General features: G+C 41.4%; 15 protein-coding genes and 1 pseudogene. 7 read left to right on the forward strand and 9 right to left on the reverse strand.

What is annotated here, in order from left to right; genetic code table 11:
* The first annotated feature begins 43 nt into the window (after window positions 1–43).
* The 3 genes from minC to minE all read left to right on the forward strand — a co-directional run bounded on the left by minC (window position 44) and on the right by minE (window position 2,263).
* Window positions 44–868 (forward strand): septum site-determining protein MinC, encoded by an 825-nt coding sequence (gene minC, locus AK824_RS11105; RefSeq protein WP_057761558.1) that lies wholly within the window; start codon window positions 44–46, stop codon window positions 866–868.
* Window positions 869–1,157: 289 nt separating this feature from the next.
* On the forward strand, window positions 1,158–1,970 hold the full coding sequence (minD, locus tag AK824_RS11110) for a septum site-determining protein MinD (protein WP_057761560.1): 813 nt from the start codon (window positions 1,158–1,160) through the stop codon (window positions 1,968–1,970).
* A 2-nt stretch (window positions 1,971–1,972) separates the two neighbouring features.
* Window positions 1,973–2,263, forward strand: coding sequence for a cell division topological specificity factor MinE (gene minE / locus AK824_RS11115; protein ID WP_057762631.1), 291 nt, complete (start codon window positions 1,973–1,975; stop codon window positions 2,261–2,263).
* Between the two features lie 80 nt (window positions 2,264–2,343).
* Here the strand turns inward: minE and AK824_RS11120 are convergent, their stop codons facing one another.
* The 9 genes and pseudogenes from AK824_RS11120 to pilG form a co-directional block, all read right to left on the reverse strand.
* On the reverse strand, window positions 2,344–2,871 hold the full coding sequence (locus tag AK824_RS11120; RefSeq protein WP_057761562.1) for a cytochrome b: 528 nt from the start codon (window positions 2,869–2,871) through the stop codon (window positions 2,344–2,346).
* 138 nt (window positions 2,872–3,009) lie between these two features.
* Window positions 3,010–3,507 (reverse strand): hypothetical protein, encoded by a 498-nt coding sequence (locus tag AK824_RS11125; protein ID WP_057761563.1) that lies wholly within the window; start codon window positions 3,505–3,507, stop codon window positions 3,010–3,012.
* 17 nt (window positions 3,508–3,524) lie between these two features.
* Window positions 3,525–4,520: a chemotaxis protein CheB gene (locus AK824_RS11130; RefSeq protein ID WP_057761565.1), complete on the reverse strand. Its 996-nt coding sequence runs from the start codon at window positions 4,518–4,520 to the stop codon at window positions 3,525–3,527.
* Window positions 4,510–11,385, reverse strand: coding sequence for an Hpt domain-containing protein (locus AK824_RS11135; protein WP_057761567.1), 6,876 nt, complete (start codon window positions 11,383–11,385; stop codon window positions 4,510–4,512). The genes AK824_RS11130 and AK824_RS11135 overlap by 11 nt, the downstream gene beginning before the upstream one ends.
* 30 nt (window positions 11,386–11,415) lie before the next feature.
* Window positions 11,416–12,273, reverse strand: a complete 858-nt coding sequence (locus AK824_RS11140; protein ID WP_082624642.1) for a CheR family methyltransferase — start codon at window positions 12,271–12,273, stop codon at window positions 11,416–11,418.
* Window positions 12,274–12,457: 184 nt separating this feature from the next.
* Window positions 12,458–13,744 (reverse strand): annotated as a pseudogene (locus AK824_RS11145) (methyl-accepting chemotaxis protein); the annotation flags it as partial.
* A 330-nt stretch (window positions 13,745–14,074) separates the two neighbouring features.
* A complete protein-coding gene (locus AK824_RS11150) occupies window positions 14,075–14,605 on the reverse strand; it encodes a chemotaxis protein CheW (protein WP_057761571.1) in 531 nt (176 codons plus the stop codon).
* A gap of 3 nt (window positions 14,606–14,608) precedes the next feature.
* Window positions 14,609–14,971, reverse strand: coding sequence for a response regulator (locus tag AK824_RS11155; RefSeq protein ID WP_057761573.1), 363 nt, complete (start codon window positions 14,969–14,971; stop codon window positions 14,609–14,611).
* Between the two features lie 179 nt (window positions 14,972–15,150).
* On the reverse strand, window positions 15,151–15,528 hold the full coding sequence (pilG, locus tag AK824_RS11160) for a twitching motility response regulator PilG (protein ID WP_057761576.1): 378 nt from the start codon (window positions 15,526–15,528) through the stop codon (window positions 15,151–15,153).
* 686 nt (window positions 15,529–16,214) lie between these two features.
* Between pilG and AK824_RS11165 the strand changes: the two genes are divergently transcribed.
* The 4 genes from AK824_RS11165 to AK824_RS11180 all read left to right on the forward strand — a co-directional run bounded on the left by AK824_RS11165 (window position 16,215) and on the right by AK824_RS11180 (window position 21,659).
* Window positions 16,215–17,435 (forward strand): efflux RND transporter periplasmic adaptor subunit, encoded by a 1,221-nt coding sequence (locus AK824_RS11165; RefSeq protein WP_057762633.1) that lies wholly within the window; start codon window positions 16,215–16,217, stop codon window positions 17,433–17,435.
* A 259-nt stretch (window positions 17,436–17,694) separates the two neighbouring features.
* Window positions 17,695–18,417 carry a response regulator transcription factor gene (locus tag AK824_RS11170; protein WP_057761578.1) on the forward strand — a complete coding sequence of 241 codons (723 nt, stop codon included), beginning with the start codon at window positions 17,695–17,697 and terminating at the stop codon, window positions 18,415–18,417.
* An 85-nt stretch (window positions 18,418–18,502) separates the two neighbouring features.
* A complete protein-coding gene (locus AK824_RS11175; RefSeq protein ID WP_057761580.1) occupies window positions 18,503–20,632 on the forward strand; it encodes a sensor histidine kinase in 2,130 nt (709 codons plus the stop codon).
* Window positions 20,633–20,888: 256 nt separating this feature from the next.
* Entirely contained in the window at window positions 20,889–21,659 is a 771-nt protein-coding gene (locus tag AK824_RS11180; RefSeq protein WP_057761581.1) for a methionine ABC transporter ATP-binding protein, read from the forward strand.
* The last annotated feature ends 6 nt before the right edge of the window (window positions 21,660–21,665 follow it).

The raw sequence follows: 21,665 nt of genomic DNA on the forward strand, positions 1-21,665 counted from the left end.
AGAGACATAATACCGTGACAGAATTATTTTTAAGGGTTTGTATATGACAGTTTCAGCTAACGATAACCAGACTGCACCAGCGCTAGCTTTCTACGGCAAGATGCTGACGTTTTCACGCGTACAGTTTAGTACAAGCGATCTATCAGCTATAGAAGCTCAGCTAACTGAAACGCTCAGCAATAAATCGAGCAATATCCCTATCCTTATTGATAGTGACGTTGAGCAGGATTTATCAGCACTAGTAGAGCTGTTATGGGCGTGGGGATTGCAGCCTATTGGGGTGGTGACAGGTATGCTTGATGCGCAAGCACGTGAGCAGCGCTTAGCGATATTCCCAGCAGATGGTAAGCGTATTGAACGTATATTACCAAGTAAAAAAGCGCCTACTCCTACCCAACCATCACCAGAAAATAACAATGCCGAAACCGTTAGTGCTAATAGCGTCGATGATACTTCTACTACGAGCGAACCTGCTACTGAAACGACACTATCTAGTATGCCCACCGAGACATTGGTAAGTACTCAGCATATTACTAGCTTAATCTATGATCAAATGCTGCGTTCAGGACAAAGCCTCAATCACGTTGGTGGCGACTTGATTTTGACCAGTAGTATCAATAGCGGCGCTGAAGCGATTACTGACAATAGCTTGCATGTATATGGCCGTGCACAAGGGCGTTTGGTGGCAGGCGCAACAGGGGATAAAGATGCCCGTATATTCTGCCAAGTCTTTAATCCTTCATTGGTGTCGGTAGCAGGAACCTATTGCTTACGAGACAACTTACCTGAGCATGTCATCGACAAGTCGGTGCAAGTGAAATTTGTAGAAGGCGAAGGCTTAGTATTTACTGTGATGGATGAAGCTTAAGACGCCATTAAAAATAATACACCGTGAAGTGACTTTATAGAAAACTAAGGTAGTTAAGCTGCTCTATTCGACAAGCCAAAAAGCATAGTTATAATCCTACTAATACCACGCAGAGAGGCTAATTGAGCGATACATAGGTTGTTTTTCTGCTTTAGTATCGAGCTGCTATAAATTTTTGTTTATTTATGCTAGGCTAGCTTCGAAGATAGTGTATATATGTTAGGTAAATAACATGTAATTTTGCTATTTATATAAAAGATATCCCATTGATTCATAGGAGTGTGCCATTGTGGCGAAGATAGTTGTAATCACTTCAGGTAAAGGCGGTGTGGGTAAAACCACGACAAGTGCTTCTTTTGCCGCTGGTTTGGCGTTACGTGGCTATAAAACAGTTGTTATCGACTTTGATGTAGGTCTACGTAATCTAGACTTAATCATGGGTTGCGAAAACAGAATTGTTTATGACTTCGTTGATGTCATCACTGGAAACGCGCGCTTGTCGCAAGCACTTGTCAAAGACAAACAGCTTGAAAACCTATATATTCTGCCCGCCAGTCAGACGCGTGATAAAGACGCATTGACAGACGAAGGGGTATCAGAAGTAATGGCTGAACTCTCTAAACAGTTTGACTATATTATCTGTGACTCGCCTGCCGGTATCGAGCGCGGTGCACAGCTAGCGATGTATCATGCGGATGAAGCTATTATTGTCACTAACCCTGAGATCTCTTCAGTGCGTGACTCAGATAGAATCATCGGTATTCTGCAAAGTCAGACGAAAAAAGTAGAAGAGAACCAAGGGACTGTTCGCGAGCATTTGATTATCACTCGTTATAATCCTGAACGTGCGGCTGCCAATGAGATGATGGATATTGATACTATCTCGAACGATATCCTAAAAGTTCCACTACTTGGTGTTGTTCCCGAGAGCCATTCAGTGCTCGAAGCGTCCAACCATGGCGAACCAGTTATTCATTATACTGACTCTGTTGCTGGTCAATGTTATGAAGACATTGTCGCCCGTTTCTTGGGTGAAGAGCGTCCACTACGTCATATTGACGTGAAGAAAAAGAGTCTATTACAGCGCTGGTTTGGGGGATAATGATGACTAAGAAAAAAGGATTTTGGAGTAGCCTATTTGGTACTGATGACAACAGTAACGCAGGTAGCGCAAATTTAGCAACTGAGCGTTTAAAAGTTATCGTTGCTAGCGAAAACAGATTAAACAATCGCTTAACGGTTGATCGTATCGAAAAAATGAAACGTGAAATCTTAGAAGTTGTGAACAAATACGTTAACGGTGTGCAGATTGATGATGTCAATATTAACCATCGTTCTGAAGACAGCTTAGATGTGTTAGAGATGAATATTAATTTGCCTGAGCATAAGAAATAGCGTTCTAATAGTACGTATTTCTATAATCGATAAAAAAAGCCCCAAGTTTGATACTTGGGGCTTTTTTTATCGATTATAGATTATTTCATACGGGCAATAAGATTGTCTTTTTTGACAAACTGATGGTATAACGCGGCTGCTATATGCAAGACCGTAAAACCAATAATCATCGGCCAGATAATCTCAGTATGCAAGTTATTATAAAAACGAGCCAAGCTTCTATCTGGGGTCACGAATACAGGGATCTGAAAGATACCAAAAATATCAACCGGTCGACCGCCATATACTGCCATCAGTAAGCCAACCATTGGCATAGCAATCAGTATGGCATAGAGAGCAAAATGTGACAGCTGAGATATGAGCATTTGCCATTTTGGCATGGCTAACGGTGGTGGTGCCTTAGTAAAAACGCGGTTGATAACTCGGGCAATCATCCAAAATAACAGGCTCACGCCGAACGCTTTATGATATCCAATAAACACATTGCTATCTAAATTCTCATATAGCAGTATCATTATCCATGTGGTTAACAGTAAGGCTGCACTAATCCAATGAAAAATACGGCTACTAACCGACCACTTTGATACATTCGAGTTGGCATTATTCATGAGTGACTCTACTACCTTTATCAGGAATTATCTCTAATCAGTTTTATAAGCCAGCTAATGCTCTTCAAGAGATGAAGTCATTAACATTACTGGCTTACTATTTATAGAATGGAGAATACCTTAAATACAGGTGAGAATCTAGCCATCTAAATCAATCAGGTGATGGGCAATTTTATCCAAATCTGGCACCAAATAGATTTCGTCATCAATCATCACTGTTTGATATAGATAGGATGAGACGTCATTTTTATCAAAATACTCTTCCCTATCTTCGCCATTGGTAGTACTAAACTGTTCCGGTGTCTCTACATCTTTCACTTCAGAAATTCGTGCTTGCAGCTGACGCAAATTACCTGCCGTCTGTAAGGCAAATCGGTGATTAGTCGTATTACCTTCCAAAACAATCATTTTGTCTGGAGCTTGATCTTGCAGTAGCAAATTAAATACAGCCAAATTTTGTTGTTGCCAGTCGTATCTAGAAACCTGCTGCTGGGACTCATCCACACTCAAAATTAGGCTGCTTGGAATGATCCAGTCCGGCTGGTTAACGGCTGGAACAATAGTGACGTCAAGCATACCGTTGTTGGTAGTCAACAGACTCACAGCCTCAAACGAATGTTTCAAAATTTGTGTCATACGTCACTCGCAATAAGTTAATGTGAATGGCTATCTGCCCTTTCACCAATGTAATCGATTAGTTTTTTTGCTAAATCGGTAGGGCTACCAACAAAATTGCAATACCCTGAGTCAATGATAGCCTGAGGTTGACTTGGACATGCACTCAAACTCGGATCTTGTGCCCATAATTGACTATTATTATCTTGGATTAAGTCTAGATACTGAGAGCCATCATTACCCATACCTGAGAATATAATGTTAATAAGCTCGCTACCATGAACATCACTGGTATTTTTAAGCAACTGCCCGATTGCAGGCTTATATTCACCATGCCAATCTTGATCCAATAGTATCACGCGACCTGTTGAATCACAGACAACCTGCTTATCAATAGGTACTATCAGACACTCTCCTGCTCGTAGCCGCTGTGAAGAAGCAATAATCTTACAGCGCCAGTCATTATGACGATTAAGTATGCGCGGCAACGTACCAATCATAGCCTGATTAAAATGATGTGCCAATAAAATACAAATTGGTAGTGTGGCTGGTACGTTATCTAAAAACTCTTTAACTGCACTAGGGCCACCCATAGAAGCACCCAAAAATACGACATAATGCCAGTCAGTATCAGGACTCTTGTAAGCTGGAGCATCTACCAATATTGGCAAGTCAAGCAATTGGGCAAATTTACGCTTTAACTTACGTTGCCACTTTGCATATTCTTGGGATTCATTTAGATACGGTGCTTGACTGAAGCCAACCAGTACTGCTGCTGGTTTGGATGCCACCGTCGCTATTGCCACACTGTCATCATAATCACTGTCTATCAACCAAATATCGATAGCTGAATTAGAAAGCTCACCTGTTTCCTGCCACTGTGCTCGTGACACACAGCCGACCAGCGTAAAGCCGAAACTACGTACCGTATCTGAAAAAGCCATGCGCTGGCGGTGATCTTCTGCCACCACCATCACTTTAATATCGTTTCTATTTTTTTTTCGCAGCGCTAAAACACGTGCATTATCCTTCATTAGTCAGGCTGACCCCTTCACCTAGTAATTTTTGCATTTTATCAAGCAGCTCTTTTTCTTGGAATGGTTTACCCATATAGTCATTCACACCAATCTCTAAGGCACGCTCACGATGCTTTTCGCCAGTACGTGACGTTATCATAATAATCGGAATTTGCTTTAGACGACTATTATGTCGGACTTGAGTGGCGACCTCGAAGCCGTCCATACGAGGCATTTCGATATCAAGCAATATCATATCTGGTGTCATATCTTGCAATATTTCAATTGCGTCAATACCATCTTTAGCGACTGCCACATTGAACCCTTGGCGCTCTAAGAAACGTGAGGTTACTTTACGCACTGTCACTGAGTCATCGACGACTAAAATGGTAGATTTAGACTCTATACGTCCTCTTTTAGCATCAGCAGCTTTCGTAATATTCTTGACCAATTGCGCATTACGCATAAGAGCAATCAGATCTAAGATGAGCATGACCGAGCCATCACCCATGATAGTAGCAGCTGAAACCCCTGGAATATTTGATAACTGTTGGCCTAAAGGTTTGACAACAACTTCTATGCGCGAACCTGCAATCTGATCCACTTGCAAAGCAATATTCTGTCCGGTACGGTTTTTAATAATGATAAGCGGTAAGCTGGTATTGGTATTTACGACCAACTCATTTAACTTATTGCCTGATAAAATTTCATTTAGATAGCGTACTCGATACTCAGTGTCTTCGAAATTCAATGTGGCATCATTTGATTGATAATAGTCATAGAGCTTCTCTGGATTCACTCGAACCACGCGCTCGATCTGTACCAATGGAATCGCGTAGTAGCGATCTGCAGCACGAACAACCAACGCGTCAGACACGGCTACTGTCAGTGGTAAGCGCATCGTAAAACTAGAGCCTTTACCCAACTCTGAAACGACAGATACCGATCCACCTAGTTGGCGAATCTCACTAATAACAACGTCCATACCAACGCCGCGTCCAGAAATCTGAGTCACTTGCTGACTAGTACTCAATCCAGCGTTGAAAATATATTGCATAATATCAAGGTCTGACAGACTATTATCGTCTGCATCAATTAGACCCTGAGAGATGGCTTTGCTACGTACCGCTTCAACATCAATGCCTCGCCCATCATCTGTTAATTGGATGACGATCTCACTACCTTCACGATGTACTTCAAGGGTAATACGGCCGCTACGCTCTTTGCCTGATTTCAGACGGGTCGATGTGGTTTCAATACCATGGTCGACAGCATTACGTAACATATGCTCAAGCGGTGACGTAATGCGCTCTAGGATGGTTCTATCCATCTCGTCATCAGCATTAATGATGGTCAGTTCAACAGACTTATTGAGCTCGTTAGCTGTTTGACGTACGATACGTTCAAGACGTGGTGTCAAACGCGTAAATGGCACCATACGCGAATTCATCAAACCGTCTTGCAGTTCAGTCTGGGTACGAGACAACTGTAAAAGTAGACTTTCACTATCACGTGTCTTTTCTAATAATGTATGGTTAATATCAACCAAATCCGAGGCCGACTCTGTTAAAGATTTAGACAACTGATTCAAAGATGAGTATTGATCCATCTCTAGAGGGTCAAAGTCTTCATTATCGATGAGTTCCTCATCTATCTGAGACAGAATCTGTGCTTCTAGCTCGATCTCCATACGACGTAGCTGATCTGCCAAACGTTGTACTGTCGTACCCATCTCTTCAATACTGTTTGTTAGACTACTGATACCCATATCGATACGAGCACGGTTAATCGCTGACTCACCAGATAAATTAATCATGTGCTCAATTAAACCACCCGAGATACGAATCATCTCATTGCTACTAGCGCTCTGATCTTCCTCATGAGTATCTCTAAGCATAGACGGCATTTCACTGATATCTTTTGCAAGATACTGCGAATCTTGGTTTTCTTTGGCAATCAAGATTGCTTCACGCTGGGCTTGTAGAGACTCTTTAGGTATCGTTTTTAGGCTATCAGGGTTTCTACCAAACTGCTCCAACGCTTCAATTAACAGCGTAGGCGTCGGTGGATTAACATGTTGTTGAAGAATAAATACTGCATCAGCTAGCCAGTCATGACTTGCAACCAGTAATTCTAATACTTTTTTGGTGGCTGGACGTCGATTACTGACAAAATCCGTATAAACTGATTCCATTTCATGAGCTAAGTCAGCAATACCAGAGGCAGTGACCATGCGTGCGCCACCCTTTATGGTATGTAAGTCACGTTGGAGCGCTTGCAACGCTGTGGTATTACTCGTGTCTTTTAAGAACAAGTGCAGATACTTATTACGATTGGTAAGCTCTTCTGCCTCTTCCAAAAATACTGCTAATATATCAGGATCAGGCAATCCATTGGCCCATGATTGTTTAATCATGCTATCCAGACTTAGGGTACTCAATGCCTCATTATCACTGTCAACAACATTGGCAGCAATGCTACGCTCTGTAGGTTCAAAGTGATTTTTCGGTACTGGTATGACTAGATCTATTACCTCTGGTAACGTTTTTGCTTTTTCAAGCTGGCGCAACTGCTCAATGAGCTCTGGAGTAAAGAAAGATTTCTTATGACTCACAATATGCATCACTTGTAGTGACATCGTGTCTTGCACCATTTGCATGATTTCAAGCCACTGCGCGGTTGGCGCTCTTCGGCTCTCTACAAACGATTCATAGACGCTTTCTGCTTCGTGAGTCAAATCACCAATACTACGGATACCAGCCATCCGTGCACCGCCTTTAATCGTGTGCAAATGACGCTGTAAAACTTTCAGCGCATTGATATTAGTGATATCGGCACGCCATTTATTAAAGCTTTCATCTAGTGCAGTATCAAGCTCTTGTGCCTCTTCTAAAAATATCTCTAATAGCTCGATATCAGTGTCAATCGTTTCAAACTGTAACTCAGTTGCTGAAACAACTTTAACGGTGAAGCCAACGTCCTCGTTCTCACCCCTTTCTTGATAAATACTCTGTAGATCATCAATGACTTGTTTATCTATTTTTAAGGAGGTACTTCCAGCTAAGGCATCAAACAAGCCAATCAGCTGAGCATGACCTGCATGCAATATCGCTTGAATGTCTTGATTTTGAGCTTTATCGATATTATTACTCAAATAACGATACGCATTACCCAGCTCATCTAAAATCGTGACAAATTTTGGAAATGCTTGCGCTTTTTCCATAAGAGAAGCTATTTGAAAGGTTTGCTGCTCTATATAGCCTTGAACATGCTCTATCTCAGTATGATTCAACGCATCATCTAATTCCCACTCAGCATCGAGCAACGTATCAATATTACTGTCTAATAACTCTTCTATCGTCGGTTTCTTATTGGTCATGACAGTAGTGTCATTAGCCACGTATTGCTCATCAAGCATGGCCTGCAATGATGCTATATCATGCTGACTCTGCGACCCATCGTCCTCTGTTGATGCATCGTGCGGCTCTATATTTTGCTTATAGTTGTTTAGATAACCCTCTATTAATGTGGCTGACTGGGCTAATGCTGCTAAGTGCTGAGCATTCATGCCTATATCTTGTTGTTGTAGTGACTCCAAGCTATGCTCGATGGTCGCACTGACTTCGCTGATAGCGGCCAAAGCACTAGAACCAGAAGCGCCGCGCAAAGTATGAAATGCGCGTACGATTTCATCTGTGATTTCTATATGATGCTGTTCTCTATTGTCTTTGACAAACTGTTCGATACAATCAAGCAGCTCTTCTGCTTCATCAATAAATATCTTACAAAATGCTTTTTCTTCTTCGGTTTGAGGGGTAAGAACAACCGCTGCCTCAGCCATTCTTTCGTTAACTGAATGAAAGGTCTGTAAGGTAGAATCTATTGCTTCATTACTGTTGTCATCATAAGCATTGTTAGTCTCAGCCGTATCAGACCATGGCTTCGTTTCCTCCATCTCGTCTATAGAACTACTTGCTGATTGTGCAAACAAAGCAGCATAGCTAAATCCATTACCCTGCTGTTTACTATATGCATCAGCACACGCAATCCACACTGGGACAACAGCTGGATAATCTTGAGTACCCTGTTCAAACGCTACAAGCATATCAGGATAAGCTGCCAGTACATCTGTAATCAACTGACGCATATCAACTGAGATAGCGACACTATTATCTAAAATACGGTTAAGCATGTTTTCTATAGACCATGCTAGTTCAGCTGTATAGTTAGCGCCTACCATGCGGCCCGAACCTTTCAAGGTATGGAAACCACGGCGAATATCTTTTAATCCCTCTAGATCGGTCGAATTTTTCTGCCAGCTTTCATACAATGGCACAATTTCTGCCAATACTTCATTGGCCTCTTCTATAAATATCTCTTTGATATCAGGATCTGCATCGTCGGCATCAGCTGGTAGTTGATTAGTCTCTCTAATAAAAGGTGCAAGACTCTCTGGAATATCCAATGTAGATAGATATTCGTTGATATTTGCGTCTTCGTTATTCGAGTCAGTGACTAACTCGGTACTATCGTTATTAGAATCGTTATCAACATCATCAATTTCTAGTAGCGATTTTTCTAATTCTGCATCATCTGACATAACCTCTTTAGGAGCAAGTTCAGTTAGCGTCAGTCCAGTATTAACCGGCTGCTGACTCATCAGATTACTACTTTGTAAGATAGCAATCGCAGGATCAAAGCTTGGTGGTCGCTGCGCTGAAAAATCTGCTACCAATACTGGTAGAATTTTTGTGGTATCAACCACTAGATTCACAACATCATCTGTTACTGGCAATGTTTTATCTAATAAACGATTGAGTAGGTTTTCGATTGACCATGCTATCTCACTGATACTAAAGGCACCAACCATACGACCTGAGCCTTTTAGAGTGTGAAAACCTCTACGCACTTCAGTCAATGGGGTTAGATCTTGCAAGTCTTGCGCCCAGATAGGAAGAAAATCTTCAAGATCAGTAATAATTTCAGTCACTTCTTCAATAAAGATATCGTGGACATCTTCATCTGTTTCGAAGTTATCAGGCTTCACGTGTTCACGAGCCTGCTTTAGTGCATCACTTTCAGTATTGTTGGACAGACTCACACTATCTGGTTCAACTACACTCTCATCGCCCACATTGATAACAGGGCTAATTTCGCCATTATCGTCGTAACGTACAACATTCGTCGCGGCTGACTCTTGAGTGAGTACAGTCTCGTTAAGCGCTTCTGGTGAATCGATATCAGTATCAAGAAGCTGTGTTGCTCTGGCCGTATGTTCATTTGCTAAAGTGAGCAACTGCTGGTCGAAAACCTGCTGCGCAAGATAATCAAGTAATAGCTCAATAGACGTTAAGCTTTCAGCCAACGCCTGCACCAAACTCCAGCTCGGGGTAGTAATATTACGAGTAGTTAACTGTGCAAATAGACTACCGATATCATCCATAGTATGACGGATTTCTGGCAATTCCATATCATCAAAAGCTTGACCAATACTGGTAAAATCAGTAGACGCTGGTAATAACTCAATATCTTGATGTTGTATATAATCGTTAAAATTTTGCTTTATTTCTTCTACTGCAATTCGAAGCTCACGTAGGCCATCATCGGTAGGAATAGAGTCATGTTTACCTGTTAATTCTGTTTCATTGCTGCTTATCACTTCAGACAAAGTAGCGAAAGAGGTCGCATCACCAATCTTAAGTGAAATAGTTTGCTCAGTACTATAAATAGCGTTGTATAACTCTTGCAGCTTGCGTTCAATTTGCCATTGCTCTTGCGCAAAACTTGTTTCTGATACGAGAGACTGTTTCAAATCTGCAAGAATTGATTCCACCTGAGACACATAGTAAGTCCAGCCTCGGTTTTTGAGCTGCTCTTTGATATGTTGTAAAGGAGCTACCAAGCTATCTGGCTCATCCAGCTTGAAAATAAGCGCATCGAGCTGAGTTAATAATTGCGGTAAAAAACGAGACGCTGTCGTGCTACTTTGAGATACTTTATCCAAAATAGACTGAGTACGTTTGCTACTGTGCGCTAGATAACTCAATTCGACATAGATTGCGGTGGTCAATCTTACAACTATAGTTGAAGGTACTTCATTTGATTGGGCACAAGATTCTATAACTTGATCAAGCTGACCTAATAATGGTGCATAACGTTCAGGAAGTGGTGTCTCGTTTTGGGCCAGATCGCTTAGCAGTAACTCAGTCAAACACCATAGTCTTTGTAAACCACTATCTTGTGTTGTCTGCCTAAGATACTGGCTAGCTTTTTCTAAGGTACTGAGTGCTGATGACTGATTTGTATTAGTGATCAGTAATGCTTGTACTTGCTGACGCCATACGAGTAGCAACTGCTGACACTGTTCACTTGTCAATCTAGCGGTAGCTTGTTCTGTCGGCACGGCCGCTTCAATACTATTGATAATATTTTCGTTATTCGCATGATCATTCGTGTATTCATGCTCAATATCACTAATTTTTACAGGAATGTCAGTTTCTATGTCTCGTTGAGACAAAGCTTGGGTCAGCTCATCAACTGCCCTGTTTATCAGCTCTATATGATAGATCCCTGTACGCGCATACTGATTGATCTCTCGTTGCAACAATCGATGAGAGAACTGACCTATACGACGCTCTTTAATAGAAAAATCATCATAATTTCTTAATCCTGCGAGTTGACTCAACTTGCTAGCAACATTTGCTAATAAGGGATGCTTAAGTATGATGAGTGCACCACTAACCTGATGATAACTTGATATCAGCTGTTCATGGTCGATGCTAGATTCACCTAATTGCCAACCGTCAGATATCTGTGTTAACTGCTGATTGAATAATGGTAGCAACCACTGAAATGTCACGATGTCATTGGGCTGGTTTTTCATAGGTTTATCCTAACTCGTCTATGCACTAATTTAGGCACTAATTTTTTGCCACACATTAACCTGTGGGTGCGCAATGCGGCGCATATTTGAAGGACGCCAGAACAACGCCTCACCTGGAGCCAATATAATATATCCCTCTAACGCGCACTGCTCTGATAACCGTGCCAAAATATCACGCTGATCAAATTTACGAAAATATAGCAGCATGTTTTGGCAAATAATCACATTCTGAAGATGCGTAGTGGGTGGTTTTTGTTCAATAATATTATGTACAGAAAAATTGACGTGTGGCTGCAATACAGGCGCTACCTGCCAACTCTCCTGCATACTATTAGCCGCTTCTGATGTGCTAGGCTTCAATCTGTTTGATGTACTCTTAGAAGGTAGCGGCTGAACAAACGGCTGACACGGTTGCGGGATTAAAGTTTGCTGCCTGTTATCGTATTGCCCCAACCGTGCGCTTTTAATAGCCTCTTCGCTGATGTCTGTCCCTAATATTTTATAGCCTTGACATCGCTGTGCGGCCAAGCTCATGGCCAGTGACCAAGCTTCTTGTCCACTTGCGCAGCCAACACTCCAAATACGAAACAAACTATCAATGTTGTCCGCTTTACGATGCTGCAATGCATATTCTGTAACAAAGTCGATAGAGGGTCTATGTCGAAAGAAGCGACTCTCATGAATGAGTACTTTATCCAGCAACTGCTGACGCAACTCATCATTTTTCGATAGTTGATACCATAATTGTTGAACGCTCAATCCGTTCGACATCGCCGTACAGTCAATTGCATTGGCCAACCACTGTAGCTGTATGTCTGGCAGCACAAATCCAGTTTCCTGCTCTATGTACTTTTGCCATCGTTGCACATCCAAACTGTCGACTTTCATCAAAGTATTACCTAATGTCAGATCAACTGTATAAGCAGATGATTTGGCTTATTAACACCATCTATGCTAGATAAATCACCTACTATGATTACGGCTTCTTCTTATCATTCTTACAGCAGCAACTTTATTCAATACGCAGAACAATCAAATGCTACCAATCTTGCTCTAACAGAATAACTAATCACTAAACGCTTTCTTTCAATGGGGCTTCCGTATCTAACACTTCATAATCTACTAGCTCGTCGTCGTTCGATACCTTAAAGCCCGTTACCGATTCCTGTAGTGCTGCTGCCATTTCACTTAGCTCACCAATAGAACGGGCTGTTGCCATCGTTCCAGAAGAAGTTTGCGAGGTAATATCTTGAATGATGTTCATGGTGTGAGAAATGTGACCCGCAGACTCAGCCTGTTGTAATGCAGCGTTTGAGATGTTTTGAATCAAGTCAGCCAAGGTGTTAGAAACGCTCTGTACCTCTTCTAGTGCTTCACCCGCATCTTTTGCTAAGCGTGCGCCGCGTACAACTTCAGAAGTTGTTGATTCCATCGACATAACTGCTTCGTTGGTATCGGCCTGAATGGTTTTTACCAATGTTTCAATCTGCTTAGTAGCGTTCGCTGAACGCTCAGCCAGACGCTGTACCTCATCAGCAACAACCGCGAAGCCTCGGCCCGCTTCCCCTGCCATCGATGCCTGAATAGCGGCGTTCAATGCCAAAACGTTGGTCTGGTCAGCAATATCGTTAATTAGTCCAACGATATCACCAATCTCTTGCGAAGACTCACCAAGACGCTTAATACGTTTTGACGTTTCTTGAATCTGATCACGAATAACGTTCATACCCTCAATAGAGCGTTGTACAACTTCTGCTCCATTGTGAGAGATAGCAACTGAACGCTGGGCAACCGTTGCAGATTCCGCAGCGTTGTTTGAAACCTGATCAATTGAGACAGTCATCTCATTAATAGCGGCTGATACACCAGCAATCTCTTGTGCCTGGTGTTCAGAAGCTTCAGCCAGTTCAACAGCATTCATCTGCGTTTGATCTGAAGACTGTGAGACTCGGTCAGCAGTGCTGTTAATAACAAGTACCAACTGTCGTAATTGGTCAATTGCAAAGTTGACTGAATCGGCAATCGCCCCTGTAAAGTCTTCTGATACAGTCGCATTAACGGTCAAATCACCCTCTGCCAAATCACCCAATTCATCAAGTAGACGTAAAATAGCGATCTGGTTACGTTCGTTTTCTTCTTGGATTTGACGCGCTCGCTCAGACTCAGCTTCTGCTTCTTGGCGACGACGCAAGGTTTCTTTCTCAATAAGTGATCGCTCTGATCCACCACGGTGTTTCAGTAGCTGGTACAAAGCAAACACAATCCCCAATGCGCCGATTGCAAATACAGCCGCTGGCAAGATAACGGATTGATTGAAACTATCGAAATACTGACTTACCGATGATAGCGAGTTAACTAGCCAAATCAGACAAGCCAAACTTAATAGAACAAAAAATCCTAACAATAGCTTCCAAGTACTATCAGCGTCTTTGCCATCTGCTGATGTTTTAGCCATACCAGCTACAGGTTTTTTTATCACATCACTCATCTTGCGTCTTCCTTTCAAACAGTCATCAAAGTCTAATTGTGGCTGACTTTGACAATCGTATTGTTATCTAAACAATGATTAGCAAAGCCTGTATAAATGCTGACATCGAACCCTATTATGTCAGTCGCTATTTCTCTGTCGTTACTTAACAGACAGGTCTTCTATTATCGACAATTATATTGCAGCATCTGATATCGACAATTATATTGCAGCATCTGAATACTGAGTATCCTGCGCAAGCAAACTTGGCATAAATACATACCAGTCTTGGTCATTTTTGAAAAACTTGCCATGGTTATAAGGCGCAAACGGCGACTCTGGATCTATGGCTTCTGGACGATACTGTTCTTGTGTGAACTGTTCGATACCAAGTACTTGATCCACCAGCAGTCCTGAAAAGTTATTGTCATAATCAATGACGATAACTTTTCGTTGGCTCATTTGTGTCAAGCGACTAGGTACTTGCAAAAAATGCGACAAATCCGTTAAAGGTAAGAGTCGCCCACGAATGTTGGCAATACCTAGCATCCATGGCTTTACTAGAGGTAGGCTAGTATATTCTGGCATAGATAATACCTCTGATACCTGACCCATAGGGGCAACTAAGCGCTGCCCACCAATTTCAAATACCACACCTTGCCAATCAAACTCTTGGCCACCGCGGCGACCGCTTTTGCGCGCGCGTGCCAAATCTGCTAAACGCAGAAGCTCAATAAATCCTCTAGAAGCCACAAGTTACTCCATCACTTTGCGAATCATATTGACCAATCCACTTTCATCAACTGGTTTGTTCATATATTCTTTGGCGCCCTGACGCTTGCCCCAAACTCTATCTGTTTCTTGGTTTTTGGTACTGATCATGATGACAGGGATATGAGCAGTGGTTTTACCGCGAGTAATCTTGCGCGTGGCCTGAAAACCATTCATTTCAGGCATGACCACATCCATCAAAATCACATCTGGTAAATGTTCAGCTGCCATCTGGCAACCCTGCTCACCATTGGTCGCTTCCAACACTTGAAAGTTATTTTTGGCAAGCATATCGCGAAATTTCGCCATTTCTGATGGCGAGTCGTCAATGACTAAAACGGTAGTCATAGGAGGTTCCTTTAAGTTCTAAAATATCTGTGAAGATATATTGATATATGGTTCAGATAAAATGATTAAAAATAGCACCTATAAATCTACTGGTAGCCACTCTTTAATCATAATTATTCAGTATTGAATAATCTGGAGCGATAATATCAATCACTCCCTGTAAGTCTATATTTATTCGATTAACGGTACTGATTAATAGCATCAAAAAGCTCATCTTTACTAAATGGCTTTGTCAGATACTCATCAGAACCCACAATACGACCACGTGCTTTATCAAATAAACCATCTTTAGATGACAACATAATTACCGGTTTATTAGCATAATCAGGGTTATTTTTTATCAGCGCACAAGTCTGATATCCATCTAGACGTGGCATCATAATGTCGACAAAAATAATATCTGGATTGTTATCTACAATCTTTGCTAACGCATCAAAACCATCGATAGCGGTCACTACTTCACAGCCCGCTTTTTGTAATAAAGTTTCTGCAGTACGGCGAATGGTTTTTGAATCATCAATTACCATTACTTTTAAACCTTCAAAATTATTTTCCATTCTCATTGTCCTGTAAACGACTATTTGTTCGTAACGCTATCTAGCAATACAAAATTTTCTTGACTATTTTCAACTTTTATATCATCTATTGTCAGATCGATATAAGTACCTACATTTGCATTGTCTGCGTTGAAATTTGTAATAACAGCGAATCTTCTACAATTGATGCCTACTGACTAATCGCGGTATCAATATAGCGTACTATACGCACTTTATTATTATTAATCTTACAAAATCTAGGGTTATTTGAGTGCCTTGAATAAGATAATTTACCCTGCGCATATCCAATAAAGAAGTCAAATATAACAATGATTTTAATTAAATATAAATCCAATTTTTGATATATAAATAAATTGGAATTTAGATAGAAGGCATTATTATTATAACTTTGTATTGTATATAACTGGTAATCATATTACTGGATAATTTTCATTTGTAATAAAAATGTATCAGTATATTTTATAGTGTTTGTTTTAGCATAGTTAGTATTACTTTTCCAGTAATTAGCAAAATTATGTTCGAACTCATTGGTATCACAAATAACTGTTCTTATCTATTAAAGGTATAACTTCAACTCTTCTCAATACTGAGTTATCAGCTTTCTTAAATTTAGTAAATATCTTACAGTCGTTCCACCGAGTTACAATTCACTATATAATGATATGACGATTACAATGGTGACTGCTATGACAGCTTCTAGACATTTAAGAAAAAGCCTCTATTTATTCAGCGTACTATTTATCGCTGCTTGTCAGCCGTCACCTATAAATGAATCAGCCGTTACTGACACTGAAGCAGAAACCGCAGACACGCCACTTATCATCACAAGTGATAGTGTCACCATGACGCCAGAACATATCCTGAGTATTAAGCCTTCAAGGTATCAGCCGAGTCTCGGCTTACAAGGTAATATCGAACCTATCAAGCAGACCACATTTGTTGCTGTACATCCGATTCGTATAGAAGAGACACTGGTTAGTGAAGGTCAATGGGTAGAAAAAGGCACACCATTGCTAGTTTTTAGACGTATAGGTACGGCTAGCAAAGCTGAAGGTTTGAATAAGCCTGAGCAAGGTAATGTAGAATCAAACGATGTTAATAAAACCAATCTAGTAGATACGCAAAACTCTGATGCTAAATCTGCACAAGCTGCGCCAGACGCAGACATTGCTGTTGTGAGAAAAACTGATAGTGATAAAACGTTAGAAGTAAACTCTGCGATAGATACTGATAGCGACATCACTAATCAAAATGCAGACCTCAATACTGCCAAACAAGATGCACCGTATAATTCGATTACCATTCATGCTAGTTTCTCAGGGCGAGTAGAAAGCTTATCTGCTGATGTAGGACAACAGCTAGCAGCGCGTGAGTCTCTACTACAGATCAGTGATGAGACCAAACTGCACTTTATGGCTACCCTGCCTATACAAGCAAAACCACAGCTTTCAGTTGGTCAGACAGTCAATTTTACTGCCGAAGGTATCTCAGACAAGTTTACGGGACAAGTCAGCAAACTGGTATCGACCAGTCAGCCTAAAAAGCTCTTAGTCTATGTTAATGTCATCGATAATGAAGTAAGTCGTGATAAATTATTGCCAAATATGAAAGTCACAGGGCGCGTCAACTATGGTCAAATAGATGTAGGCACTATCGTACCTAAGCGCGCGCTACATGATGTTGATCTGACAGAGTTGCAAACTCCTCCTTATATGCCGCTACAACCATTGACTGCGAATGTTTGGATTATAGGTCAAGATCAGCGTTTAACACGCCAACCTATTGAGGTAGTGGAATACGATCCTACTACGCAGCAATATTTGATAGCCGGTGTGAGCAATGATAGCTTAATTTGTTTGGCTGACTTACCTGTTGATTCTAAAGGTAAAAAAGTCATTGTGTCATAATAGCTTATGCTGACAGTTACATTACGTAGAAACATTAACAAAGCTTCTCTTGTTTTGTAACAGCATAATTAGGCAATATGGCCCTACCATATATAGCATTATCCGAGTATTAAAAGACGACTCACATTTAATTATGCGCTATTCTGTATATTTGAAAACGTAAAGGCTTAATAGTTTAACTATTTATTATTACCAACAGCTCGTTATCACCAGAAACGTTATATTTTTATAAATCACAATAACAATTAGAGGACATCCCATGAGTAAGCAGATTTTATTGATTGAAGACGATCCAGATTTGGCTGAGCTGATCAGCGATTATTTGACCATGAACTATTATGATGTGCATCATGCTGGTCTTGGTCAAGAAGGTCTCGACTTATTAGACACCAAAGAGCGCGATATTGACTTGGTTGTATTGGATCTTATGCTACCTGATATGGACGGTATGCAAGTATGTCAAAAGATTCGTGGCAACAAGAACAACATGACCAATAAAGTGCCTATTATCATGCTGACCGCAAAAGGCGACACAACCGATCGCGTGTTGGGGCTAGAGATGGGTGCTGACGATTATATCGCCAAACCCTTTGAGCCACGTGAGCTTTTAGCTCGTATTCGTGCGGTTATTCGTCGCCATGAGCAACCAAATCAAGCCGATAGCCAATCAGACAGCTTAACCTTTGGCCGTTTGAGTGTGTTTCCTGATAGTCATGAAGTCACTATCGATGACCAACCGGTACGTCTGACCACGCATCAGTTTCAGTTGTTACATTACTTCGCCACTCATTCTGGCAAGGTGTTGAATCGTGAGCAACTCTGGCAAGCGATGCCAAATGATGACAGCTCAGACAATATTGACCGTGCGATTGATGTACATATCTCGCGTCTACGTGCTTTGATCGAAGACAATCCACGCCAGCCAAAACGTATTATTACCGTACGCGGCGTCGGCTATCAATTTGCCACTGATCAGGTGTAATCGTAAAGGATACCTAATTAGCTGACTCATGGTGTAAACTCTATACTATGAGTCGGTACAAGCGTTTAATAATAGAGATCGTTTAATGCAGCAATTGGGTTTTCGTTCCGTATTTGCCAAACTATTTGCCAGCGTTATGCTGGCACTTACGTTATTTGCTGTAGCAATGGTGCTGTTGACCCAACTTGTTCATGACAAAGACGCTGGTATTCGCTCAGAGATATTAGCCACACAGATTTTGGGTCAAATCGATCCATTCTTGCACGAATTGAATATTTCCATCAGCAAAGACAACCGTTTACAGTCGCGTTTTATGCTGGCGGTCGTTAAGAAAAGCTTTGATATTTTTGATGAATCACTGCAAGCAAAAATGGGATTGTATGACAGTGAAGGTCGGCTGCTCATGCAAACTGACAATAGCGACCTACCCCTAGAGCTTCCCCCTACTCCTTCTTTATTTTCACGCGTTTTTCCGTCACTTGCAGATACATCACCTACTAAGCAAGCCCAAGTATATAGCAGTACGGGTTATACCTTACTATATGAATCACGTCTAACGCCTAAAAAACCTGTCCTTTCTGCAGCCTTGAACTTGTTCACTGGTACGCTACTACTCTTGCTCATTATGGCAGGTGTACTATGGTTGATTGCCCGGACGATGACATGGCGTATTGACCAATTGAGCCAGCAAATGACTCAGTTGGGTGATGGTGATTTTACGGTGCGAGTGAATGCACGTGGTAATGACGAAATCGCTGCACTAGCACGCGGATTCAACCAAGCAGCACAAAAAATTGAACACTTAATTGATGCCAATAACTTGCTATTAGCACATGCCTCTCATGAGCTACGCACACCGATTACGCGTATCCGTCTACAGATTGAAATGATGGATATGTTGGCTAATGCGCTACCAACTGATACCAAAGCAAAGTTCGATAAACGGGCACAAGCGATCAATAGAGACTTGTCAGGTCTTAATGATTTAGTAGAAAGCATATTACTGGTTAGCCGTTTGGATGCGGGACATGCTTTACAACAAGTTGAAAACCTCGATTTATACGATTTGGTAAATCAAGAACGTCAGCACTATCCTGAAGCCACCCTGATTGGTGAGCACATCGTGATAGATGGTCAGTCATCAATGTTGACTCATTTGATTCGTAACTTACTTACCAACGCTATGCTACATGGCAAGCCACCTGTTACGGTATTGCTATATGGTGTTCAAAGCATAGAAGAAGCCGAAACTGTGCCCGACTATCTATTACAAACAGTGCTATGCAGCAGCTTTGTCGATTACAACAGTTTAGATTTTGACGATTATGAAGAAAACGCTGATGCCAAAATAATTGAACACCAAGCCGCTAAACATGAAACTACTAGTTCGGTTGATAAAAATAAATCAGAAACGACTGACTCAATAGCAGATCTACCAACGCCGACGATCTACAAAAACGGTGAAGACATAGCTGCTCGCAATGAAAACAACGAGAGGAATGATGAAGTCAGTATTGATAATGGCCTTTCAGATGGCAGCTTAATAGACAGTGCTAGCAAACCCCAACCTACTACTGGCGAAACATCACTACTTGCTGACTATTACAGCTTTACCAATGAGTTGACTGACAGAATTAAGAAAGTTATTTGGAGAGCTGTTCCAGATTCTACTGAACCTGCTAGCGACACTGATACTACTAACAACACTGACTTGATTGAAGTAGCTAAAACAAACTCTATAAGCAACGTAGAAAACGCGAATGCTGGCACTCTCGTCGATAATAGCGCTCAAAAACCAGATAAATCTATTACTGATACCGCTATTAAAAATAATGGCTCAAATAATACGAAAGATGATGCCAAATCTAATAGCTCAAACAGTGAGAACTCAGGCGCAGTCGTGCGTAAAGAAGGCTTATTTGCCAAGCATATGAAAAAAGCCAAAACTGAACCTGAACGTCCTTTGCCAAAATATGCGGTGCTGGCTGTAATCGACGAAGGCACTGGCATCCCTGAAGGTAAGCGAGAAGAAGTCTTTAGCCCATTTGTACGTTTGCAGCAGAAAAACAAAGGCTCTGGATTAGGGTTATCCCTAGTTTCACAAATCGTTACCGCCCATCAAGGACGCATTATTACAGATACGCTAAATGGTCATACTAGATTTTTAGTGACTATCCCTATTCATCACGATCCTCATTACAACTATCACGAGTAATCAGTCCCCATCATTATATAGATAGCTATCACGCTGTCACCTTCACACTTGCCATTTTAACTGCTTATTCTTAATCACTATTAATCATAAGCCGGACACGTATGTGCATATCCAAAGTGCCTGATAATATGCTATATTACCGCCCCTTATTATACGGTTATTGACTGTTGTCGTTTTAGCAAGCTTCTTACATATTGAAAGAGGCCTGATGACGCGTTTTTAACCATTAAAAAATTTATTAAATTTTGAGCCCTCCATGAATGACATGATTGTCTTAAACGATGTGACCAAAAGTTTTTTAAGCGACCGATCAATCAAAGACAAGGACGGCAAACCACATTGGTTTACCGCTGTTGAGCCGACATCTCTGACTATCAAACAAGGCGAAATCTTTGGTCTAATGGGTTATTCAGGTGCAGGTAAATCTACCTTATTGCGCCTAATCAACATGCTTGAACGTCCAGATTCGGGTCAAGTCGTGATAGACGGTACTGACCTAACTACGCTGTCTGCCAGTGAGCTGCGCATTGCCCGTCATAATATCGGTATGATTTTTCAGCAGTTTAATCTAATGTCTAATCAAACGGTCTTTGACAACGTGGCATTTAACTTAAAAATCTCTGGTTATCCAAGTCGCGACATTCATAAGCGCGTCATGGATTGTCTTGCGATTGTTGACTTGACCGATCGTGCTGGTCACTATCCTGCGCAGCTATCAGGTGGACAAAAACAGCGTGTGGGTATTGCTCGCGCGATTGCCCCTAGTCCAAAAGTATTGTTGGCCGATGAGCCAACCAGTGCGCTTGACCCTGCAACGACCCGTAGTTTGCTGACTTGTCTGCGCGATATCAATGAGCAGCTTGGCGTGACTATCGTCATCGTGACTCATGAGATGAGTGTTATTCGTAGACTTTGTGATCGCGCAGCGTTATTGCATCAAGGACAACTATTAGAAGTTGCGGATGTGCGAGACGGTCTGATTCAAGCAACCACCCCGATTGGCAAAGGCCTAGTCGTCGAGGACTAATGAGGC

Origin of the sequence: Psychrobacter sp. P11G3 (genome assembly GCF_001435845.1) — a bacterium.
GTDB lineage: Bacteria > Pseudomonadota > Gammaproteobacteria > Pseudomonadales > Moraxellaceae > Psychrobacter.